The sequence below is a fragment of the Erwinia sorbitola genome, from assembly GCF_009738185.1.
GTDB lineage: Bacteria > Pseudomonadota > Gammaproteobacteria > Enterobacterales > Enterobacteriaceae > Erwinia > Erwinia sorbitola.
Window position 1 is genome coordinate 451,112 of record NZ_CP046509.1, and the last position, 18,148, is coordinate 469,259.

Consider the following 18,148-nt stretch of genomic DNA (forward strand, 5'->3'; position numbering starts at 1 on the left):
CCGAATAATCGGCCCCTCTGCATATAACGGACTCTGCTGGCGGGTCGGCTATGTCCGACGCCTACGATACGGCACGTAGGAGCAGGGCATGCCTGACCCGGGCATGATTACTTCTCTTGCAGGCCGAGTTTTTTCTCCAGATAGTGGATATTGGTTCCACCGTGCTGGAAGTTCTCGTCCGACATGATTTTAATCTGCAATTCGATATTGGTTTTAATCCCGTCGATGATCAGCTCCGCCAGCGCATTTTTCATACGTGCAATGGCGACATCGCGGTTTTCACCGAAGGTGATCAGTTTACCAATCATTGAGTCATAGTACGGCGGCACACTGTATCCGGCGTAGATATGAGACTCCCAGCGCACGCCAAAACCACCAGGTGCATGGAAGCGGGTGATTTTGCCCGGGCTTGGCATGAAGGTATTGGAATCTTCGGCGTTAATACGGCATTCCACCGCATGACCGCGAATAATCACTTCTTCCTGCTTGATCGACAGCGGCTGACCGGCAGCAATACGCAGCTGCTCTTTGATCAGGTCAACGCCGGTGATCATCTCAGTAACCGGATGCTCTACCTGGATACGGGTGTTCATCTCAATGAAGTAGAACTCGCCGTTTTCATACAGGAACTCGAAGGTGCCTGCGCCACGATAGCCAATATCGATACAGGCTTTCGAGCAGCGCTCACCGATATAACGGCGCATCTCTTCGGTGATACCTGGTGCTGGCGCTTCTTCCACAACTTTCTGGTGACGACGCTGCATGGAGCAGTCACGTTCAGCCAGATAGATGGCGTTGCCCTGACCGTCAGCCAAAATCTGAATTTCGATATGGCGTGGGTTTTCCAGGTATTTTTCCATGTACACCATGTCGTTGTTGAAAGCCGCTTTGGCTTCCGCTTTCGTCATGTTGATGGACTGTTCCAGGTCTTTATCGCTGCGCACAACGCGCATACCACGACCACCGCCGCCGCCAGAGGCTTTGATGATGACCGGGTAGCCAATGCGTTTCGCGAAGGCACGGTTTTTATCCATATCTTCGGTCAGCGGGCCGTCGGAACCTGGTACTGTTGGAACACCAGCTTTCTTCATGGCGGTAATTGCCGACACTTTATCGCCCATCAGACGGATAGTGTCAGCTTTAGGCCCGATAAAGATAAAGCCAGAGCGTTCAACCTGCTCGGCAAAGTCAGCATTCTCAGATAAAAAGCCGTAACCCGGGTGAATAGCCACAGATCCGGTGATCTCAGCGGCTGAAATCAGCGCCGGGATGTTCAGATAACTTTTTACCGACGGTGGCGGCCCAATACAGACGGTTTCATCTGCCAGCAGTACGTGCTTCAGGTCGCGATCCGCAGTGGAGTGCACTGCTACAGTCTTGATGCCAAGTTCTTTACAAGCGCGGAGAATTCGCAGCGCGATCTCACCACGGTTAGCAATTACAATTTTATCCAGCATGGCTCGCCTCGTTATTCGATGACTACCAGCGGCTCGTCAAACTCAACAGGCTGACCGCTTTCGACCAGAATCGCTTTCACAACGCCGGATTTATCGGCTTCGATCTGGTTCATCATTTTCATCGCTTCAACGATGCACAGGGTGTCACCGGCATTGACTTTCTGGCCGATTTCCACAAAAGCTTTCGCATCCGGGCTAGGGGTACGGTAGAAAGTACCGACCATAGGAGAACGCACGATGTGGCCACTGATCTCAGCAGCAGCTGGCGCTTCCATTACCGGAGTGGTAGCCGGAGCGACAGCGTTAGCCAGTGCTGGCTGCTGCATCATTGGTGCAGCATAGGCCTGCTGCATCATCGGGTAACCGACGTTAACCGGTGCACGGCTGATGCGAACTGACTCTTCGCCTTCAGAGATTTCCAGTTCAGCAATGCCTGATTCTTCAACCAGTTCGATCAGTTTTTTAATCTTACGAATATCCATGTGTGTGGTTCCGTACTCTGTTTAATTAGATGGTGACAGGCGTTTGACTGCCGTCTGTAAAGCCCAGGAGTAACCGTCGACGCCAAGTCCACAGATCACACCGGCAGAAATATCAGAAAGATACGAATGATGACGAAAAGGCTCGCGGGCATGCACGTTTGACAGGTGAACTTCGATAAACGGGATGCTGACTGCCAGCAGAGCATCACGCAGTGCCACGCTGGTATGAGTAAATGCCGCCGGGTTAATGACGATATAATCGACATTGCCTTTCGCCTCATGTATGCGATCTATTAACGCATATTCCGCATTAGACTGGAGATGACTCAGCTTGACGTTAAGTGCTTCGGCCTGCGAGGTCAGATTGCTGACAATATCGTTCAGCGTAGTATGACCATACTTTTCAGGCTCACGCGTCCCCAGCATGTTGAGGTTGGGGCCGTTCAAAAGCAGTACATGCAACTTATCCGTCATCTTGCTGCTATCTCCTGCGATAATAAAGGCATCGCACAAAATACATCGCAAAAGTTAATTTGTCACCTTTTCCGGTGAAAATTGACCAATGCGACATTACGAAGTCGGGCATTATAATGATATCAACGCAATTAGCAGCTAAATACTGGTCGTATCAGCGAAGATAATCAACCGCAGCGGGATAAATCGATACGGTTGATTGCTGAAGATGAGGGTTGGAACACAGTAATCAGGATTTACCGGGTAGCCACTTAAGCAGCTTTTTGTAGCGCCATGCCAGCAAGATCGCAGCAATTAACGCATAGAACCATGGTTGCGGGGAAAGGATTTTTACCGACCAGAGATAATGCACTGGCGCCAGAATAGCCACCAGATAAACTGCATTGTGCAGGGTTTGCCAGCGTTTACCCAGTTTGCGCTGTGCCTTCTGGAAGGATGTGGCGGCCAGCAGCAGCAGAATGACCCAGCATATAATGCCCAGCGTCAGATACGGACGCGAAATCAGCTCAGATCCCAGCAAGCTCAGGTTGCTGATCCCCAACTCCAGCAGGGAATAGCTGACCAGATGCAGCGTAGCCCAGGCAAAGCACCATAATCCCAGCAGGCGTCTGACGCGGATCAGCAGAGGCTGCTTGCCGTAGCGCGCCAGCGGTGTAACCGCGAGCGATGCCAGTAAAAACTTTAACGCCATCCTGCCGGTAAAATGCTGGATATCTTTGGCCGGGTCAGCGCTGAACCAGCCCTGGTCAATAGAGAGTAGCAGCCACAATAGCGGGAGAAAACCAGCCAGATGCAGCAGCACCTTGAGGCCAGTAATCTGTTTTAACGACAGGCGTACCATTTAGAAATTCTCCCGCAGATCCAGCCCGCGATACAGCGACGCAACCTGATCGGCATAGCCGTTAAACAGCAGCGTCGGCTGACGTTGCACATCAAGAATACCGCCGGAACCGATAAAACGTTCTGTTGCCTGTGACCAGCGCGGATGATCGACATGCGGGTTCACATTGGCGAAGAAACCATATTCATTGCCTGCCAGCTGGTTCCAGGTTGTTGGCGGCATATCTTTCACCAGCGTGATTTTCACAATCGATTTGATGCCTTTAAAACCATATTTCCAAGGCACAGTCAGACGGATCGGTGCGCCGTTTTGCGGGGGCAGTGCCTTGCCGTACACGCCGGTAGTTAACAGGGTAAGAGGGTGCATGGCTTCGTCCAGTCGCAGACCTTCCACATAAGGATAATCCAGACCACCGCCAATAAAACGGTCTTTCTGGCCAGGCATCTGATCCGGTGCATACAGCGTCTGGAAAGCAACATAGCGTGCATTGCTGGTGGGTTCGGCTGCCTTCAGTAGTTTGCCCAGCTCAAAGCCAATCCAAGGTACTACCATCGACCAGGCTTCCACGCAGCGCATGCGGTAGATCCGCTGTTCCAGTGGAAAGCGCTTAAAAATGTCATCCATATCGAGGGTCAGTGGTTTACCGACTTCTCCGCCGATCTGAATCTTCCAGTCAGTAGTTTTCAGCGTTCCGGCGTTCGCAGCAGGATCGGCCTTATCCAGCCCAAATTCGTAAAAGTTATTGTAGCCGGAGACCTTATCTTCTGGGGTCAGAACGAGATCGGATTGGTATTGCTGTGGTTTGCTGAAATCGAGTGGCTTACCGGCGGGTGCTGGCGGGCGATCGTTACCCTTAAACCATGACAATACATCAGCGCGGGCGGCTGTGGGCAGCGAAAGAGCTGCCGCGCTCAGGCCGAGGGTTTTCAGCAGCGTACGACGGCGGGTATTGAAAATACTCTCCGGCGTGACATCATTTTCAGTCAGCTTATTGACGGTTTTCATCTGCGATACCTGCTCAGGAATGAGTAATAACTCAGAGCATGGCGCAGTGCCACGGTTTAAGCGAATACTGACGAAAAAATGTGAAATTTCCTGGGCGTTTCCCCCCGCCATTGCAGCGGGGGAAGCAAAGATTAGCGAATGCGCACCAGAGTGCGGCCGGTGATCTGGTTATTCAGCAGCTTCTCCGCCGCGCTGACAGCCTCAGACAGAGGCACTTCAGTGGTTGCCTGTTGGTAAAACGATGTGGGCAGCACTTTGACCAGGCGTTTCCATGCTTCACGGCGGCGTGGTGCCGGAGTCATCACCGAATCCACCCCCTGCAAACGGACGTTACGCAGGATAAATGGCATCACGCTGGTGGGCAGAGCAAAGCCACCCGCCAGACCGCAGGCGGCGACCACGCCGCTGTAATTCATCTGCGCCAGCACGCTGGCCAGTACCTGATCGCCTACGGTATCCACCGCCCCGGCCCAGCGCTGTTTCTCCAGCGGGCGTGCGGCAGCGCTAAAGGCGCTGCGGGGTAACACTTCGTGTGCACCCAGCTGATGCAGATAATCGTGAGTGGATTCACGTCCGCTGACTGCCACTACGTGATAACCGAGCGCACTGAGCAGCGCCACGGCTGTGCTTCCTACGCCACCGCTGGCTCCGGTGACCAGGATCTCACCGCTCTCCGGTGTCACGCCGCCGTCTTCCAGCGCCATCACGCACAGCATGGCAGTAAAACCAGCGGTGCCGATAATCATGGCCTGTCGACCGTCCATGCCCTCAGGCATCGGAACCAGCCAGTCACCTTTAACGCGAGCCTGTTCGGCCAGACCGCCCCAGTGATTTTCTCCCACGCCCCAGCCGGTTAACAGCACCTGCTGGCCCGTGTGAAAACGCGGATCGCTACTGGTATGGACGCGGCCAGCGAAGTCGATCCCGGGTACCATCGGGAACTGGCGGATAATCTTGCCTTTGCCGGTAATCGCCAGCGCATCTTTATAGTTAATACCTGACCAGTCCACATCAACCGTGACCTCGCCTTGCGGAAGAGTGTCAGCGCTAATCGTTTTCACTGCCGCAACGGTTTTACCCTCTGATTGATCGAGAACCAAAGCCTGCATGAGAATCTCCTGAAATAGTGGTTTCATTAATAAAAAAACGCTCTGCCGGAACTATACTCCTGAAAACGGGGAATAATCTGACACCGGGCAAGCATTAGGCGACAGTGGTGTGTTATTTTCCCCCACAGGTGCTGTTATGCACGTGAATTTTCAGGTCATTTACATTTTGGTTGCGGTTCACTGTTAATGACGTTTTCCTCTCCGCAACTTAAATGGACACAAGGATGCGATTAACCACTAAACTCTCTGCGATTATCACCTTGCTATGCTCACTGTCGATGTTACTGATGCTGGTGGGCTGCACACTAAGCTTCATTTATCTTAGCAATCAGCGGGCAGAGCATCGGCTGCAACGGATGGCCGACGATATTGATATCGCCTTACTGACGCAATCCCCCAAACAAATTTCGCCCTGGCTGCGCCAGATGATGAATCCGTTGCAGATTGAACGCATTGAGTTAAATAACGGCGCTGGACGGCAGCTTGAAGTTGTCCGGCACCAGCAGGAAATGATTGAAGATGAGTCCAATCGCTTCCGCCAGATAAGCCTTCCGCTTAAACATCATTCCGAAATGAAGCTCACTATTCAGTGGGTAGATTCTACCCGCACCTGGTTTGCCTCCTTATTAGGCGCAACCAGCCTGTCATTGATTTTCGGCGTGGTGGTGATTATGACGCTGCTGTTGTGGCAGGCGCGCAGCTGGCTTAAGCGGCAATTGGATGGCATGGAAAAGCTGGAGGAGCGCGCAGAGGCAGTAATTAAAGGTGAGCGTCTGAGCGTCAGGCCTGGCTCTGTGCACGAGTGGCCCCCTAAAGCCAGCAGCGCCATCGATCTGTTGCTGGCTGACTTAAAAGAGGCGGGGGAGCAGCATAACCGTATTGATACGCTGATCCGCGCTTTCGCCGCTCAGGATCCGCGTACCGGTTTGAACAATCGTCTGTTCTTCGATAACCAGCTCACCACGCTGCTGGAAGATCCTGAGTCCGTCGGTACCCATGGTATGGTGATGATGATCCGCCTACCCGATTTCGATACCCTGCGTGAGCGCTGGGGGCATGCGCAGGTGCAGGAGTATCTGTTTGCCCTGGTGAATATGCTATCAACCTTTGTGCTGCGTTACCCCGGCGCATTACTGGCGCGCTATTTTCGCAGCGACTTTGCCGTGCTGCTGCCGCATCGCAGTGTAAAAGATGCGGATGTTATCGCCTCACAGCTGATTAAAGCCGTCGACAGTCTGCCATCAACGCGGATGGTGAATCGTCATGACATGATCCACATTGGTATCAGCGGCTGGCAAAGTGGTCAGACTACCCAGCAGGTAATGGAGAATGCCGAACTGGCAACGCGCCATGCCACGCTACAGGGGGGGAACAACTGGTCAGTGGGTGAAGGCGCACAGCAGGATTTTGCCCGCGGCAGCGTGAAATGGCGTACCTTACTGGAAAATACTCTCAATCGTGGTGGCCCACGGCTGTACCAGAAGCCGGCTGTAAATGCGCAGGGTGAAGTGCATCACCGTGAAATGATGCCGCGTATCTTTGACGGTGAAAAAGAGCTGCTCTCCGCTGAATATCTGCCCGTGGTGCAGCAGCTGGGGCTGGCGGAACGCTATGACCGTCAGATGGTGAAACGTATTGTGACGCTGATCGAGCTGTGGCCTGAAGAAACTCTTGCCATACCGCTTACGCTCGACTCATTATTGCAACGCTCATTTCTCGACTGGCTGCGTGATAACCTGCTGCAATGTACTAAATCGCAAAGAAAACGTATTTTATTTGAACTTGCAGAAGCGGATGTGTGTCAACACATCAGCCGTTTAACGCCAGTGTTCCGATTACTCTATGGTTTTGGCTGTAGTGTGGCGGTGAATCAGGCAGGTCTGACAGTGGTGAGCACTGCGTATATCAAACAGTTCCAGATACGGCTGATAAAGCTTCACCCGGGCCTGGTGCGCAATATTGACCGGCGTACGGAAAACCAACTGTTTGTTCAGAGCCTGCTTGAGAGTAGTAAGCAGATTTCCACTCAGGTTTTTGCCGCCGGGGTTCGTTCCCGGGAAGAGTGGCAAACGCTGGTGGAGCTTGGAGTAACCGGGGGGCAGGGTGACTTTTTCGCTGCCTCACAGCCGGTTGACAGCAGCGTGAAAAAATATTCGCAAAGATATCGAGTTTAGTCTCACGTCTGGCAGGTTTTCACGTAGAATACCTGGGCGATTGTGGTTCGAAGCGGCTTTCTCGCCGGCCGAGGCGAAACTGAAACTGTTAATTATTATGTATGTTATGTCCGCTGAACTGTCCAAAAACCAGAGCGGAATGCCGTTGTACCGGCTTCCGTTACGCCTGATGTCGTAAGGTTGTGACCTCAGCGAGAGATAGCATGATTTTTCACCGAAGCAGAACGTTTTTGCGCCTTGTCGCTGCTTCGTGTGGTTGGTAAAGTAAGCGGATTTTAACTTCCGCCCCCAGCTTGCAGGATTATCCTTTAGTATGTTTAAAAAATTCCGTGGCATGTTTTCCAACGACTTGTCCATCGACCTGGGTACAGCCAATACCCTGATTTACGTGAAAGGGCAGGGCATCGTACTTAATGAGCCTTCCGTCGTTGCTATCCGTCAGGATCGTGCCGGTTCCCCAAAAAGCGTAGCGGCAGTCGGTCATGACGCAAAACAGATGCTGGGTCGTACACCCGGCAATATCGCAGCTATTCGCCCAATGAAAGATGGCGTTATCGCCGATTTCTTTGTGACTGAGAAAATGTTGCAGCACTTTATCAAGCAGGTTCACAGCAACAGCTTTATGCGCCCGAGTCCGCGTGTACTGGTCTGTGTGCCGGTGGGGGCAACTCAGGTTGAACGCCGTGCTATCCGTGAATCCGCTCAGGGTGCCGGTGCGCGTGAAGTTTTCCTGATTGAAGAGCCTATGGCTGCGGCTATCGGTGCAGGCCTGCCTGTGTCTGAAGCGACCGGTTCGATGGTTGTGGATATCGGTGGTGGTACTACCGAGGTGGCAGTGATCTCGCTGAACGGCGTGGTTTACTCTTCTTCTGTACGTATCGGTGGTGACCGTTTCGACGAAGCTATCATTAATTATGTGCGCCGTAACTACGGCTCTCTGATTGGTGAAGCCACCGCAGAGCGTATTAAGCACGAAATCGGTTCTGCCTATCCGGGCGACGAAGTGCTGGAAATTGAAGTGCGCGGTCGTAACCTGGCTGAAGGTGTTCCGCGTGGTTTCACTCTGAACTCGAACGAAATCCTGGAAGCATTGCAGGAGCCGTTAACCGGTATCGTAAGCGCCGTTATGGTTGCACTGGAACAGTGTCCGCCAGAGCTGGCATCTGACATCTCCGAACGTGGCATGGTACTGACGGGTGGTGGTGCGCTGTTGCGTAACCTTGACCGCCTGCTTATGGAAGAGACCGGCATTCCGGTAGTCGTTGCAGAAGATCCGCTGACCTGCGTTGCGCGCGGTGGTGGTAAAGCGTTGGAAATGATTGACATGCACGGCGGCGATTTGTTCAGCGAAGAATAATTTGCCTGAAGGAGTGGCGGGGCGCTGCCCGCACTCCTTTTTCATGTTGTCGAGGAAAACGCCGAGTTTATGAAGCCGATGTTCAGCAGGGGGCCTTCCCTGCAGTTACGCTTATTTTTAGCGGTTATTGTGGCAATAGGCGTAATTGTTGCCGACAGTCGTATGGGAGCTTTCTCCCAGATCCGCACCTATATGGACACTGCCGTCAGTCCATTCTATTTCCTGGCCAACGGGCCGCGTCAAATTTTGGACAATGTTTCTGAAACATTGGCCTCCCGCCAGCAGCTTGAGCTGGAAAACAAAGCCTTACATCGCGAACTGATGCTGAAGAACAGCGAACTGCTGATGCTGGGTCAGTTTAAGCAGGAAAACGCCCGCTTACGTGAACTGCTTGGCTCACCGCTGCGTCAGGACGAGCATAAAATGGTGACGCAGGTGATCTCCACCGGTACCGATCCTTACACCGACCAGGTGGTGATCGACAAAGGCAGCATTAATGGCGTTTACGAAGGTCAGCCGGTAATCAGTGATAAAGGCGTGGTTGGCCAGGTGGTGGCGGTGGGTAAAATCACCAGTCGCGTTCTGCTGATTTGCGATGCCTCGCACGCCCTGCCAATTCAGGTTCTGCGTAATGATATTCGGGTGATTGCTGCCGGTAACGGCTGTACCGAAGACTTACAGCTTGAACATCTGCCAGGCAATACTGATATTCGCGTGGGCGATGTGCTGGTGACCTCTGGCCTGGGTGGACGCTTCCCGGAAGGTTATCCGGTTGGCGTCGTCTCTTCGGTGAAAGTGGATACCCAGCGTGCCTATACCGTGATTCAGGCGCGTCCAACTGCCGGGCTACAGCGTTTGCGCTATCTGCTGCTGCTGTGGGGGGCCGATCGTAACGGCACAATGCCAATGGCACCGGATGAAGTTCACCGCGTGGCGAATGAACGCTTGATGCAGATGATGCCGCAGGTGCTGCCACAGGCGAGTGAAATGGTCGGGCCACCGGCTCCCCCATCGGCAAGCGCTGCGCCTGCTGCTATTCCGGCTGCTGCCGCACCTGCCTCAGCGCCTGTCCGTAATGCGCCGTCGACGCGTGGGGGTCAGCCTTGAGTAGCTACCGTAGCCACGGGCGTTGGGTTATCTGGCTCTCCTTCCTGGTGGCTCTGGTGCTGCAAATCATGCCCTGGCCCGAAGAGCTGTTTGTCTATCGGCCATCATGGCTGTTGCTGATTCTGATCTACTGGGTGCTGGCGCTGCCGCACAGGGTAAACGTAGGCACCGGCTTTGTGATGGGATCTATAATGGATCTTATCTCTGGTTCGACGCTCGGCGTTCGTGCACTGGCATTCAGTATTGTTGCCTATCTGGTCGCCTTCAAATTCCAGCTGTTCCGTAATCTGGCGTTGTGGCAGCAGGCACTGATGGTAATGGTGCTGTCGCTGGCGATGGATGTGATCGTATTCTGGTCTGAGTTCCTGGTGATTAACGTCTCCTTCCGTCCGGAAATTTTCTGGAGTAGCGTCGTCGACGGTATTCTCTGGCCCTGGTTGTTCTTACTGATGAGAAAAATCCGCCGCCAGTTTGCCGTACAATAAAGGACAATTATGGTATCCCTGTATCTGGCTTCTGGTTCCCCCCGCCGTCGTGAACTGCTGACGCAGCTTGGACTCTCCTTTGAACGCCTCTCTAACGAGGTCGAAGAGCAGCGCCACCCGGGTGAAACAGCAGAGCAGTATGTCCGCCGCCTGGCGCGTGATAAAGCGCAGGCGGGTGTTGCCGTGGCCGCAACCGACCTTCCGGTGCTTGGCGCGGATACCATCGTAGTGCTAAATAACAATGTGCTGGAAAAACCGGCTGATGCGGCGGCGGCATCCGCTATGCTTGCTATGCTTTCCGGCCAGACTCATGAAGTGATGACGGCGGTAGCACTGGCGGATCGTCACCAGACGCTTGAATGTCTGGTGGTCACTGAAGTGACGTTTCGTACGCTAACACCTGAAGATATTGCTGGATACGTTGCCAGCGGCGAGCCGATGGATAAGGCAGGTGCCTATGGAATTCAGGGGCTGGGTGGCAACTTTGTCAGAAAAATTAACGGAAGCTATCACGCGGTAGTCGGACTGCCTCTGGTGGAAACGGCGGAGCTGTTCAGCCATTTCCAGTCGCTGCGTGAAGTGAGAGGTCAAGATGACAGCTGAACTGCTGGTAAATATTACGCCGTCGGAAACCCGCGTTGCCTACATTGACGGTGGCATTTTGCAGGAAATTCATATTGAGCGTGAAGCTCGCCGCGGTATTGTTGGCAATATCTACAAAGGCCGTGTCAGCCGGGTATTACCGGGAATGCAGGCCGCTTTTGTAGATATTGGTCTGGAAAAAGCAGCTTTCTTACACGCATCAGACATCATGCCGCACACTGAGTGTGTGGCAGGTGACGAGAAGAAAAACTTTATCGTGCGTGATATCTCCGAACTGGTTCGCCAGGGGCAGGATCTGATGGTGCAGGTGGTGAAAGATCCCCTCGGCACCAAAGGTGCTCGCCTGACCACGGATATCACACTGCCTTCGCGCTATCTGGTCTTTATGCCTGGCGCTTCGCACGTAGGCGTTTCGCAGCGCATTGAAAGCGAAGCCGAGCGCGATCGCCTTAAATCGGTGGTTGCCAGCCATTGCGATGAATTAGGCGGATATATTATTCGCACTGCCGCAGAAGGTGTGGGGGAAGATGAACTGGCGTCTGATGCCGCTTTTCTTAAGCGTCTGTGGACCAAAGTCATTGAACGTAAAAAACGTAATCAGACGCGCTGCCGCCTTTACGGTGAAGTGGCGCTGTCGCAACGTATCCTGCGTGATTTTGCCGGTGCTGCCCTTGACCGCATTCGTATTGACTCCCGTCAGACGTTTGAGCACCTGGTGGAGTTTACCAGCGAATATATTCCGGAGATGACGGCGAAGCTGGAGCTGTACACTGGAAAGCAGCCTATTTTCGATCTGTTCGATGTGGAAAACGAGATTCAGCGTTCACTCGATCGTAAAGTCGAGCTGAAGTCCGGCGGCTATCTGATCATCGATCAGACGGAAGCCATGACCACCATTGATATTAATACCGGTGCTTTTGTTGGTCATCGAAACCTCGAAGAAACCATCTTTAATACTAATATTGAAGCGACCCAGGCGATTGCCCGTCAGCTTCGGTTGCGTAACCTCGGTGGCATTATCATCATCGATTTTATCGATATGAATAATGACGAGCACCGCAGGCGAGTGCTGCACTCTCTCGACCAGGCCCTGAGCAAAGATCGGGTTAAAACTGGTGTGAACGGCTTCTCGCAGCTGGGGCTGGTGGAGATGACGCGTAAGCGTACGCGTGAAAGTATTGAGCATGTGCTGTGCCAGGACTGCCCGTCATGTAAAGGGCGCGGTACGCAGAAAACCGTGGAGACGGTTTGCTATGAAATCATGCGTGAAATTGTGCGCGTACATCATGCTTACGACTCCGATCGTTTCCTGGTTTACGCCTCCCCATCGGTTGGCGAAGCGCTGAAAAGCGATGAGTCTCACGTGCTGGCGGAAGTAGAAATCTTTGTAGGCAAGCAGGTGAAAGTTCAGATCGAACCGCTCTATACTCAGGAGCAGTTTGATGTGGTGATGATGTAATTTCAGCGCCGGACACCCCCAGTTTTGCGCTAAAAAGTGGCAAGGTCTGGGGGTAAACTGGACGTTATGGTTAAAACCGCCTTGTCAGGTTTCCCTCGCGAGAGATCGGGCATCAATAGATTGTAGTGACTGGCTATCCGCTTCTGCGGAAGACAAGGAGAGGTGTGTGAGGCAACTGCCGAGGATTTTGCTACTTACTGGCGCAACATTAGTGGTGGTTATTGCGCTATTAGTGAGTGGCTTACGCCTGCTGATGCCGCATATGAACAGCTGGCGTGCGCCAATCCTTGACTATGTCTCTTCCGTCGCAGGCGTCAGGATTGATGCCAGTTCGATTGAAGGCAGTTGGGAGAATTTTGGCCCCCGGCTGGAAATCAAAGATATACAGAGTGGTTTTTCCGATGGCGGAGAGTTAAAAATTCAGCGTGTGACGCTGGCCCTGGATATCTGGCAATCGATGCTGCATCTGCGCTGGCAGTTTCGCGATCTCACCTTCTGGCAGCTCAATCTTGTCACCAATACCCCGTTAAACACCGATAACAACAAGTCTGACTTTCAGACTGAGCGCTTAAGCGATCTCTTCCTGCGTCAGTTTGACCATTTCGATCTGCGTGATAGCCATATCAGCTTTGTTACCCTGTCAGGACAGCGGGCAACGCTGGCTATGCCGCAGCTGACCTGGCTGAACGAGGAAACGCGCCATCGTGCTGAAGGGCTGGTCAGCCTCTCGAGCTTCACCGGGCAGCACGGTGTGGTGCAGCTGCGTCTGGATCTCAGGGACAGCAATGGCTACCTCAGCACCGGACGCGTGTGGATGCAGGCTGACGATGTCGATATGAAACCCTGGCTGGGGCAGTGGATACATGACAACACCAGCCTGGAAAGCGCCCGTTTCAGCCTTGCCGCCTGGATGAGCGTTGAAAACGGTGAGGTTCATGATGGGGATATCTGGCTGAAGCAGGGGGGGGCCAGCTGGCACGGAGATAAACAGCCCCATCACCTCAGCGTCGATGATCTGACAGCACATATCAGCCGCTTTAACGGGGGCTGGAGTGTAAATATCCCGCAAACACGCTTTATCACTGATGGCCAGCCCTGGCCACACGGTCAGTTTTCATTACTTTGGCAGCCAGAAAACAGCCAGCTACCCGGCCCTGACCATCAGCAGGAACTGCGGGTACGGGCTACCGATCTTGACCTTGAGCGCCTTGAGCCGCTGATTCCTCTGTTTGCTAAATTATCGCCACAGCTGCTGGAAAACTGGCGTGCCCTGCAACCACGCGGCCAGCTCAGGGCGCTGGCGCTGGATGTGCCGTTGCAGCAGCCGGAACGAACTCGTTTTCAGGCGCAGTGGAAAAATCTGAGCTGGCAGCCGTGGGAGCTGCTGCCGGGAATGGAGCATTTCGACGGTACGCTGGCCGGTGGCGTGGCTGACGGCAGGCTGACGTTTGATATCCGGCAGGCAACGCTGCCCTATAGTGAGATGTTCAAAGCCCCGCTGGAGATAGCCCAGGCCAGCGGCGCGATTAACTGGCAATACGACAAGCAGGGACTGTCACTCTCCGGTCAGCAGGTTGATGTGCAGGCGCGTTCGCTATGGGCGAGGGGAGACTTTCGCTACCAGCAACAGAAAGACCAGCCGCCTCGCCTGGATATCCTTGCCGGTATCAATCTGAGTAATGCGGGTGATGCCTGGCGCTACTTCCCTGAGCCACTCATGGGTAAATCACTGGTGAGCTACCTGAGCGGTGCGATTAAAGGTGGGCAGGTACGGGATGCAACGCTGATCTTTGCGGGTGACCCACAGCAGTTCCCGTTTAAAAACAATGACGGTATGTTTGAAGTTGCTGTCCCGCTGCGCAAGGCGACTTACGAATTTGAACCGGGCTGGCCAGCGCTGGAAAACCTGGATATTGACCTCGATTTTGCCAACAACGGTTTGTGGATGAGAGCGCCGGACATTAAATTGGGTGAAGTGAGCGGGCACAATATTTCGGCGGTTATTCCCGACTATTTGCAGGAAAAGCTGATTATCGATGGTGAGATAAACGGCGATGGTAAGCAGATTCGCGATTATTTTAACCAGTCACCGCTTAAGAGCGCACTGGGCACGACGCTGGATGAGCTGCAAATTGGCGGCAATGTTAGCGGTCGCTTACATCTTGATATTCCTCTTGATGGCAACCAGGTACGCGCCACGGGCGATGTGAACCTTGCCAATAACTCGTTGCTGATTAAACCGCTGGATACTCGTTTTGAGCAGCTGACCGGCCACTTTACCTATGATAACGGCGACCTGAAAAGCGATGCGATGACTGCCCGCTGGTTTGGACAGCCCATTGGCGTGAGTTTTAATACCCAGGATGGCGAGAAAGAGTATCAGATTGGCGTGGATCTTAAGGCGGACTGGCAGCCGGGCACGATAAAGCAGGTGCCTGAGTCCGTGCGCAAAAAACTTGGCGGCCATCTGCCTTGGCAGGGCAATGTACTGGTGACCCTGCCGCACAAAGGTGGAACCAATTACCAGGTCAATATCGACGCTGACTTAAAAAATGTGAGCAGTCACTTACCGTCGCCTCTCGATAAAGATGGCGGCAGGGCACTTCCCGTCAAGGTAACCGCTAAAGGAAACCTTAACAGCTTTGATTTGAGTGGTTCCGTTGGCGACAGCCATCGCTTTAACAGCCGCTGGCTGCTGGGTAAACAGCTAAAAGTCGAACGAGGGATCTGGGAAAGTAATACGAAACACATGCCAGCCCTCCCGGACGCGAGTGGAATGGTGTTAAATCTTCCTGCGCTGGATGGAGAAGCCTGGCTCGGCCTGCTGGGGGCGGGAACCGGCACTGGCGGTAAAGGCGGCAAGGGGAGCAGTTCAATGCTTCCGGGAGATATTCGTTTGCATACGCCGTTACTGACGCTGGCGGGCCAGCATTGGCAGGATCTCACTGCGACCCTCAGCCAGAGCGTTGCAGGGGAGATGACCATCAATGCTCAAGGCAAGGATATCAACGGTACCCTGGTGACGAAGCCGGACGGGCCATGGCTGGCTAATCTGAAATACCTCTATTACAACCCGCAGTGGGACAGTAAAGGCGCCAGTTCGCCAGTATCCGGTGATGCCAGTACGATAAACTTCAGCCGCTGGCCTGCGCTGAGTCTGAACTGTGATGAGTGCTGGCTGCGCGGGCAAAAATTTGGTCGTATAAAAGCAGATGTGACGCCATCCGGTGATACGCTGAAGTTGGAAAATGGGCTAATCGACAGTGGAAATGCCCGGCTGACGGTGAACGGTGAGTGGCAGAATCAGCCAGGCCAGCAGCGAACCTCATTAAAAGGTGTGCTGAGTGGTAAGAAGATTGATGATGCCACCAACTGGTTTGGTATCAGCTCACCGTTGCAGGATTCACCGTTTAAACTTGAATATGATCTGCACTGGCAGTCCGCGCCCTGGCAGCCCTCGGAGCAGACTCTGAGTGGAGTGCTGAAATCCCATCTGGGAGCCGGGCAAATCGCTGATGTTTCAACCGGACGCGCCGGGCAGCTGCTGCGTCTGGTCAGCATCGACTCACTGCTGCGTAAACTTCGCCTCGACTTCAGTGACACCTTTAGCCAGGGATTCTACTTCGATTCCATTAACGGCACGGCCTGGATTGAAAACGGCGTAATGCATACCGATAATCTGCTGGTGGACGGTCTGGAAGCGGATATTGCTATGAAAGGTAAGGTGGATCTGGTTAAACGTCAGATTGATATGGAAGCGGTGGTGGCCCCGGAAATATCCACAACCGTTGGAGTGGCTACCGCCTTCGCAGTGAACCCGGTGATTGGTGCGGCGGTATTCGCCGCCAGTAAGGTGCTGGGGCCGTTGTGGAGCAAGATTTCCGTGTTGCGTTACCACATCAGCGGGCCGATAGATAAACCACAAATCGATGAGGTGCTACGTAAACCGCGAGAAATCACTGAGAAGTGAGTTTGACGTAGCCTTCATATTGCCTCACCCTTCATACTTGAAGTTGCAGCTGTGTTCGCTGCGTGCATTCACCCAGGCATTTATAGATGTAAGCTCCCTGGGTTTATTTGAAAGCCAGCATTCACTGGCTCATCCATACAGAGCGAGAATTCATGAGTCTGAATCTGGTAAGTGAGCAGTTACTAACTGCTAACAACATTAGTCAAAGCGATCTTTTTTCCATTCTCAGCCAGCTTTCAGAACGTAAGCTGGACTATGCCGATCTCTATTTCCAATCCAGCTATCATGAGTCATGGGTGCTGGAAGATCGCATCATTAAAGACGGCTCCTACAATATCGATCAGGGTGTCGGCGTACGTGCGGTCAGCGGCGAGAAAACAGGCTTCGCCTATGCCGATCAGATCACGCTGAATGCGCTGAATCAGAGTGCAACGGCGGCACGCAGTATCGTACGTGAGCAGGGTAACGGTCAGTCACGTACCCTTGGTGCAGTAATGAACCGCGCACTTTATCCGGCTCTTGACCCGCTGCAAAGCCTGACTCGTGAAGAAAAAATTGCTCTGCTGCATCGCGTAGACAGTGCCGCGCGCGCTGCCGATAAGCGTGTGCAGGAAGTTTCCGCCAGCCTGAGCGGCGTTTATGAGCTGGTACTGGTGGCTGCTACCGATGGCACGCTGGCTGCCGATGTGCGTCCACTGGTGCGTCTCTCTGTCAGCGTACAGGTAGAAGAGAATGGCAAACGCGAGCGCGGTGCCAGCGGAGGCGGCGGGCGTTTTGGCTATGAGTTCTTCCTGGCCAACGAAGCCGGTGAAGTACGTGCAGAAGCCTGGGCGCGTGAAGCTGTACGCATGGCGCTGGTCAACCTGAATGCCGTGGCTGCACCCGCAGGCAGTATTCCGGTAGTGCTTGGCGCAGGCTGGCCGGGGGTATTGTTGCATGAAGCGGTTGGTCATGGGCTGGAAGGTGATTTCAACCGTCGTGGCACGTCAGTGTTTAGCGGTCAGATGGGGCAACTGGTGGCTTCAGAACTCTGCACCGTAGTGGATGACGGCACCATTGAAGGTTTGCGCGGATCGCTGGCTGTCGATGATGAAGGTGTGCCGGGTCAGTATAACGTGCTGATTGAAAAAGGTATTCTGAAAGGTTATATGCAGGATAAGCTCAATGCGCGCCTGATGGGCGTAGCGCCTACTGGTAATGGCCGCCGTGAGTCTTATGCACATTTACCGATGCCGCGTATGACTAACACCTATATGCTGGCGGGGAAATCCACCCCACAGGATATTATCGAAAGCGTGGAGTATGGCCTGTATGCGCCAAACTTCGGCGGCGGCCAGGTGGATATTACCTCCGGTAAATTTGTCTTCTCTACCTCAGAAGCTTATTTGATTGAGAACGGTAAGGTGACGAAGCCGGTAAAAGGGGCCACGCTGATTGGTTCTGGCATTGAAGCTATGCAGCAAATTTCGATGGTGGGTAATGACCTGGCGCTGGATAAAGGTGTTGGCGTATGTGGTAAAGAGGGCCAGAGCCTGCCGGTTGGCGTTGGTCAGCCAACGCTGAAGCTGGATAAATTGACCGTCGGCGGTACTGCCTGAGTGATTCTGGGCGAGGCGTGCCTCGCC

14 protein-coding genes are annotated in these 18,148 nt (G+C 53.6%); 8 read left to right on the forward strand and 6 right to left on the reverse strand.

Features of this window, described 5'->3' with window-relative positions:
- Positions 1-107: 107 nt before the first annotated feature.
- From accC to acuI, 6 genes are all read right to left on the reverse strand, one after another.
- Positions 108-1,457 (reverse strand): acetyl-CoA carboxylase biotin carboxylase subunit, encoded by a 1,350-nt coding sequence (gene accC, locus GN242_RS02070; protein ID WP_154753184.1) that lies wholly within the window; start codon positions 1,455-1,457, stop codon positions 108-110.
- A gap of 11 nt (positions 1,458-1,468) precedes the next feature.
- Positions 1,469-1,939 (reverse strand): acetyl-CoA carboxylase biotin carboxyl carrier protein, encoded by a 471-nt coding sequence (gene accB, locus GN242_RS02075; RefSeq protein WP_154753183.1) that lies wholly within the window; start codon positions 1,937-1,939, stop codon positions 1,469-1,471.
- Positions 1,940-1,960: 21 nt separating this feature from the next.
- Positions 1,961-2,413 carry a type II 3-dehydroquinate dehydratase gene (aroQ, locus tag GN242_RS02080; RefSeq protein ID WP_154753182.1) on the reverse strand — a complete coding sequence of 151 codons (453 nt, stop codon included), beginning with the start codon at positions 2,411-2,413 and terminating at the stop codon, positions 1,961-1,963.
- A gap of 229 nt (positions 2,414-2,642) precedes the next feature.
- Complete coding sequence (gene msrQ / locus GN242_RS02085) at positions 2,643-3,254, reverse strand: protein-methionine-sulfoxide reductase heme-binding subunit MsrQ (protein WP_154753181.1); 612 nt, start codon at positions 3,252-3,254, stop codon at positions 2,643-2,645.
- A complete protein-coding gene (gene msrP / locus GN242_RS02090; protein ID WP_154753180.1) occupies positions 3,255-4,259 on the reverse strand; it encodes a protein-methionine-sulfoxide reductase catalytic subunit MsrP in 1,005 nt (334 codons plus the stop codon).
- A 131-nt stretch (positions 4,260-4,390) separates the two neighbouring features.
- The gene (gene acuI, locus GN242_RS02095; RefSeq protein WP_154753179.1) at positions 4,391-5,368 is read right to left on the reverse strand and encodes an acrylyl-CoA reductase (NADPH); all 978 of its coding nucleotides are present in this window, start codon (positions 5,366-5,368) and stop codon (positions 4,391-4,393) included.
- 224 nt (positions 5,369-5,592) lie between these two features.
- Here acuI and csrD point away from each other — a divergent pair, with 224 nt between their 5' ends.
- The 8 genes from csrD to tldD all read left to right on the forward strand — a co-directional run bounded on the left by csrD (position 5,593) and on the right by tldD (position 18,121).
- Positions 5,593-7,542, forward strand: coding sequence for an RNase E specificity factor CsrD (gene csrD / locus GN242_RS02100; protein ID WP_156286839.1), 1,950 nt, complete (start codon positions 5,593-5,595; stop codon positions 7,540-7,542).
- 313 nt (positions 7,543-7,855) lie between these two features.
- Positions 7,856-8,899, forward strand: coding sequence for a rod shape-determining protein MreB (gene mreB, locus GN242_RS02105; protein ID WP_126485560.1), 1,044 nt, complete (start codon positions 7,856-7,858; stop codon positions 8,897-8,899).
- A 69-nt stretch (positions 8,900-8,968) separates the two neighbouring features.
- A complete protein-coding gene (gene mreC, locus GN242_RS02110) occupies positions 8,969-10,006 on the forward strand; it encodes a rod shape-determining protein MreC (RefSeq protein WP_154753177.1) in 1,038 nt (345 codons plus the stop codon).
- A complete protein-coding gene (mreD, locus tag GN242_RS02115) occupies positions 10,003-10,491 on the forward strand; it encodes a rod shape-determining protein MreD (RefSeq protein ID WP_133844163.1) in 489 nt (162 codons plus the stop codon). The genes mreC and mreD overlap by 4 nt, the downstream gene beginning before the upstream one ends.
- Before the next feature lie 9 nt (positions 10,492-10,500).
- Complete coding sequence (locus tag GN242_RS02120) at positions 10,501-11,094, forward strand: Maf family protein (protein WP_154753176.1); 594 nt, start codon at positions 10,501-10,503, stop codon at positions 11,092-11,094.
- Positions 11,084-12,553 (forward strand): ribonuclease G, encoded by a 1,470-nt coding sequence (gene rng, locus GN242_RS02125; RefSeq protein ID WP_154753175.1) that lies wholly within the window; start codon positions 11,084-11,086, stop codon positions 12,551-12,553. The genes GN242_RS02120 and rng overlap by 11 nt, the downstream gene beginning before the upstream one ends.
- A gap of 166 nt (positions 12,554-12,719) precedes the next feature.
- Positions 12,720-16,523 (forward strand): AsmA2 domain-containing protein YhdP, encoded by a 3,804-nt coding sequence (gene yhdP / locus GN242_RS02130; RefSeq protein ID WP_156286840.1) that lies wholly within the window; start codon positions 12,720-12,722, stop codon positions 16,521-16,523.
- Between the two features lie 152 nt (positions 16,524-16,675).
- On the forward strand, positions 16,676-18,121 hold the full coding sequence (gene tldD / locus GN242_RS02135; RefSeq protein WP_156286841.1) for a metalloprotease TldD: 1,446 nt from the start codon (positions 16,676-16,678) through the stop codon (positions 18,119-18,121).
- Positions 18,122-18,148: the final 27 nt, after the last annotated feature.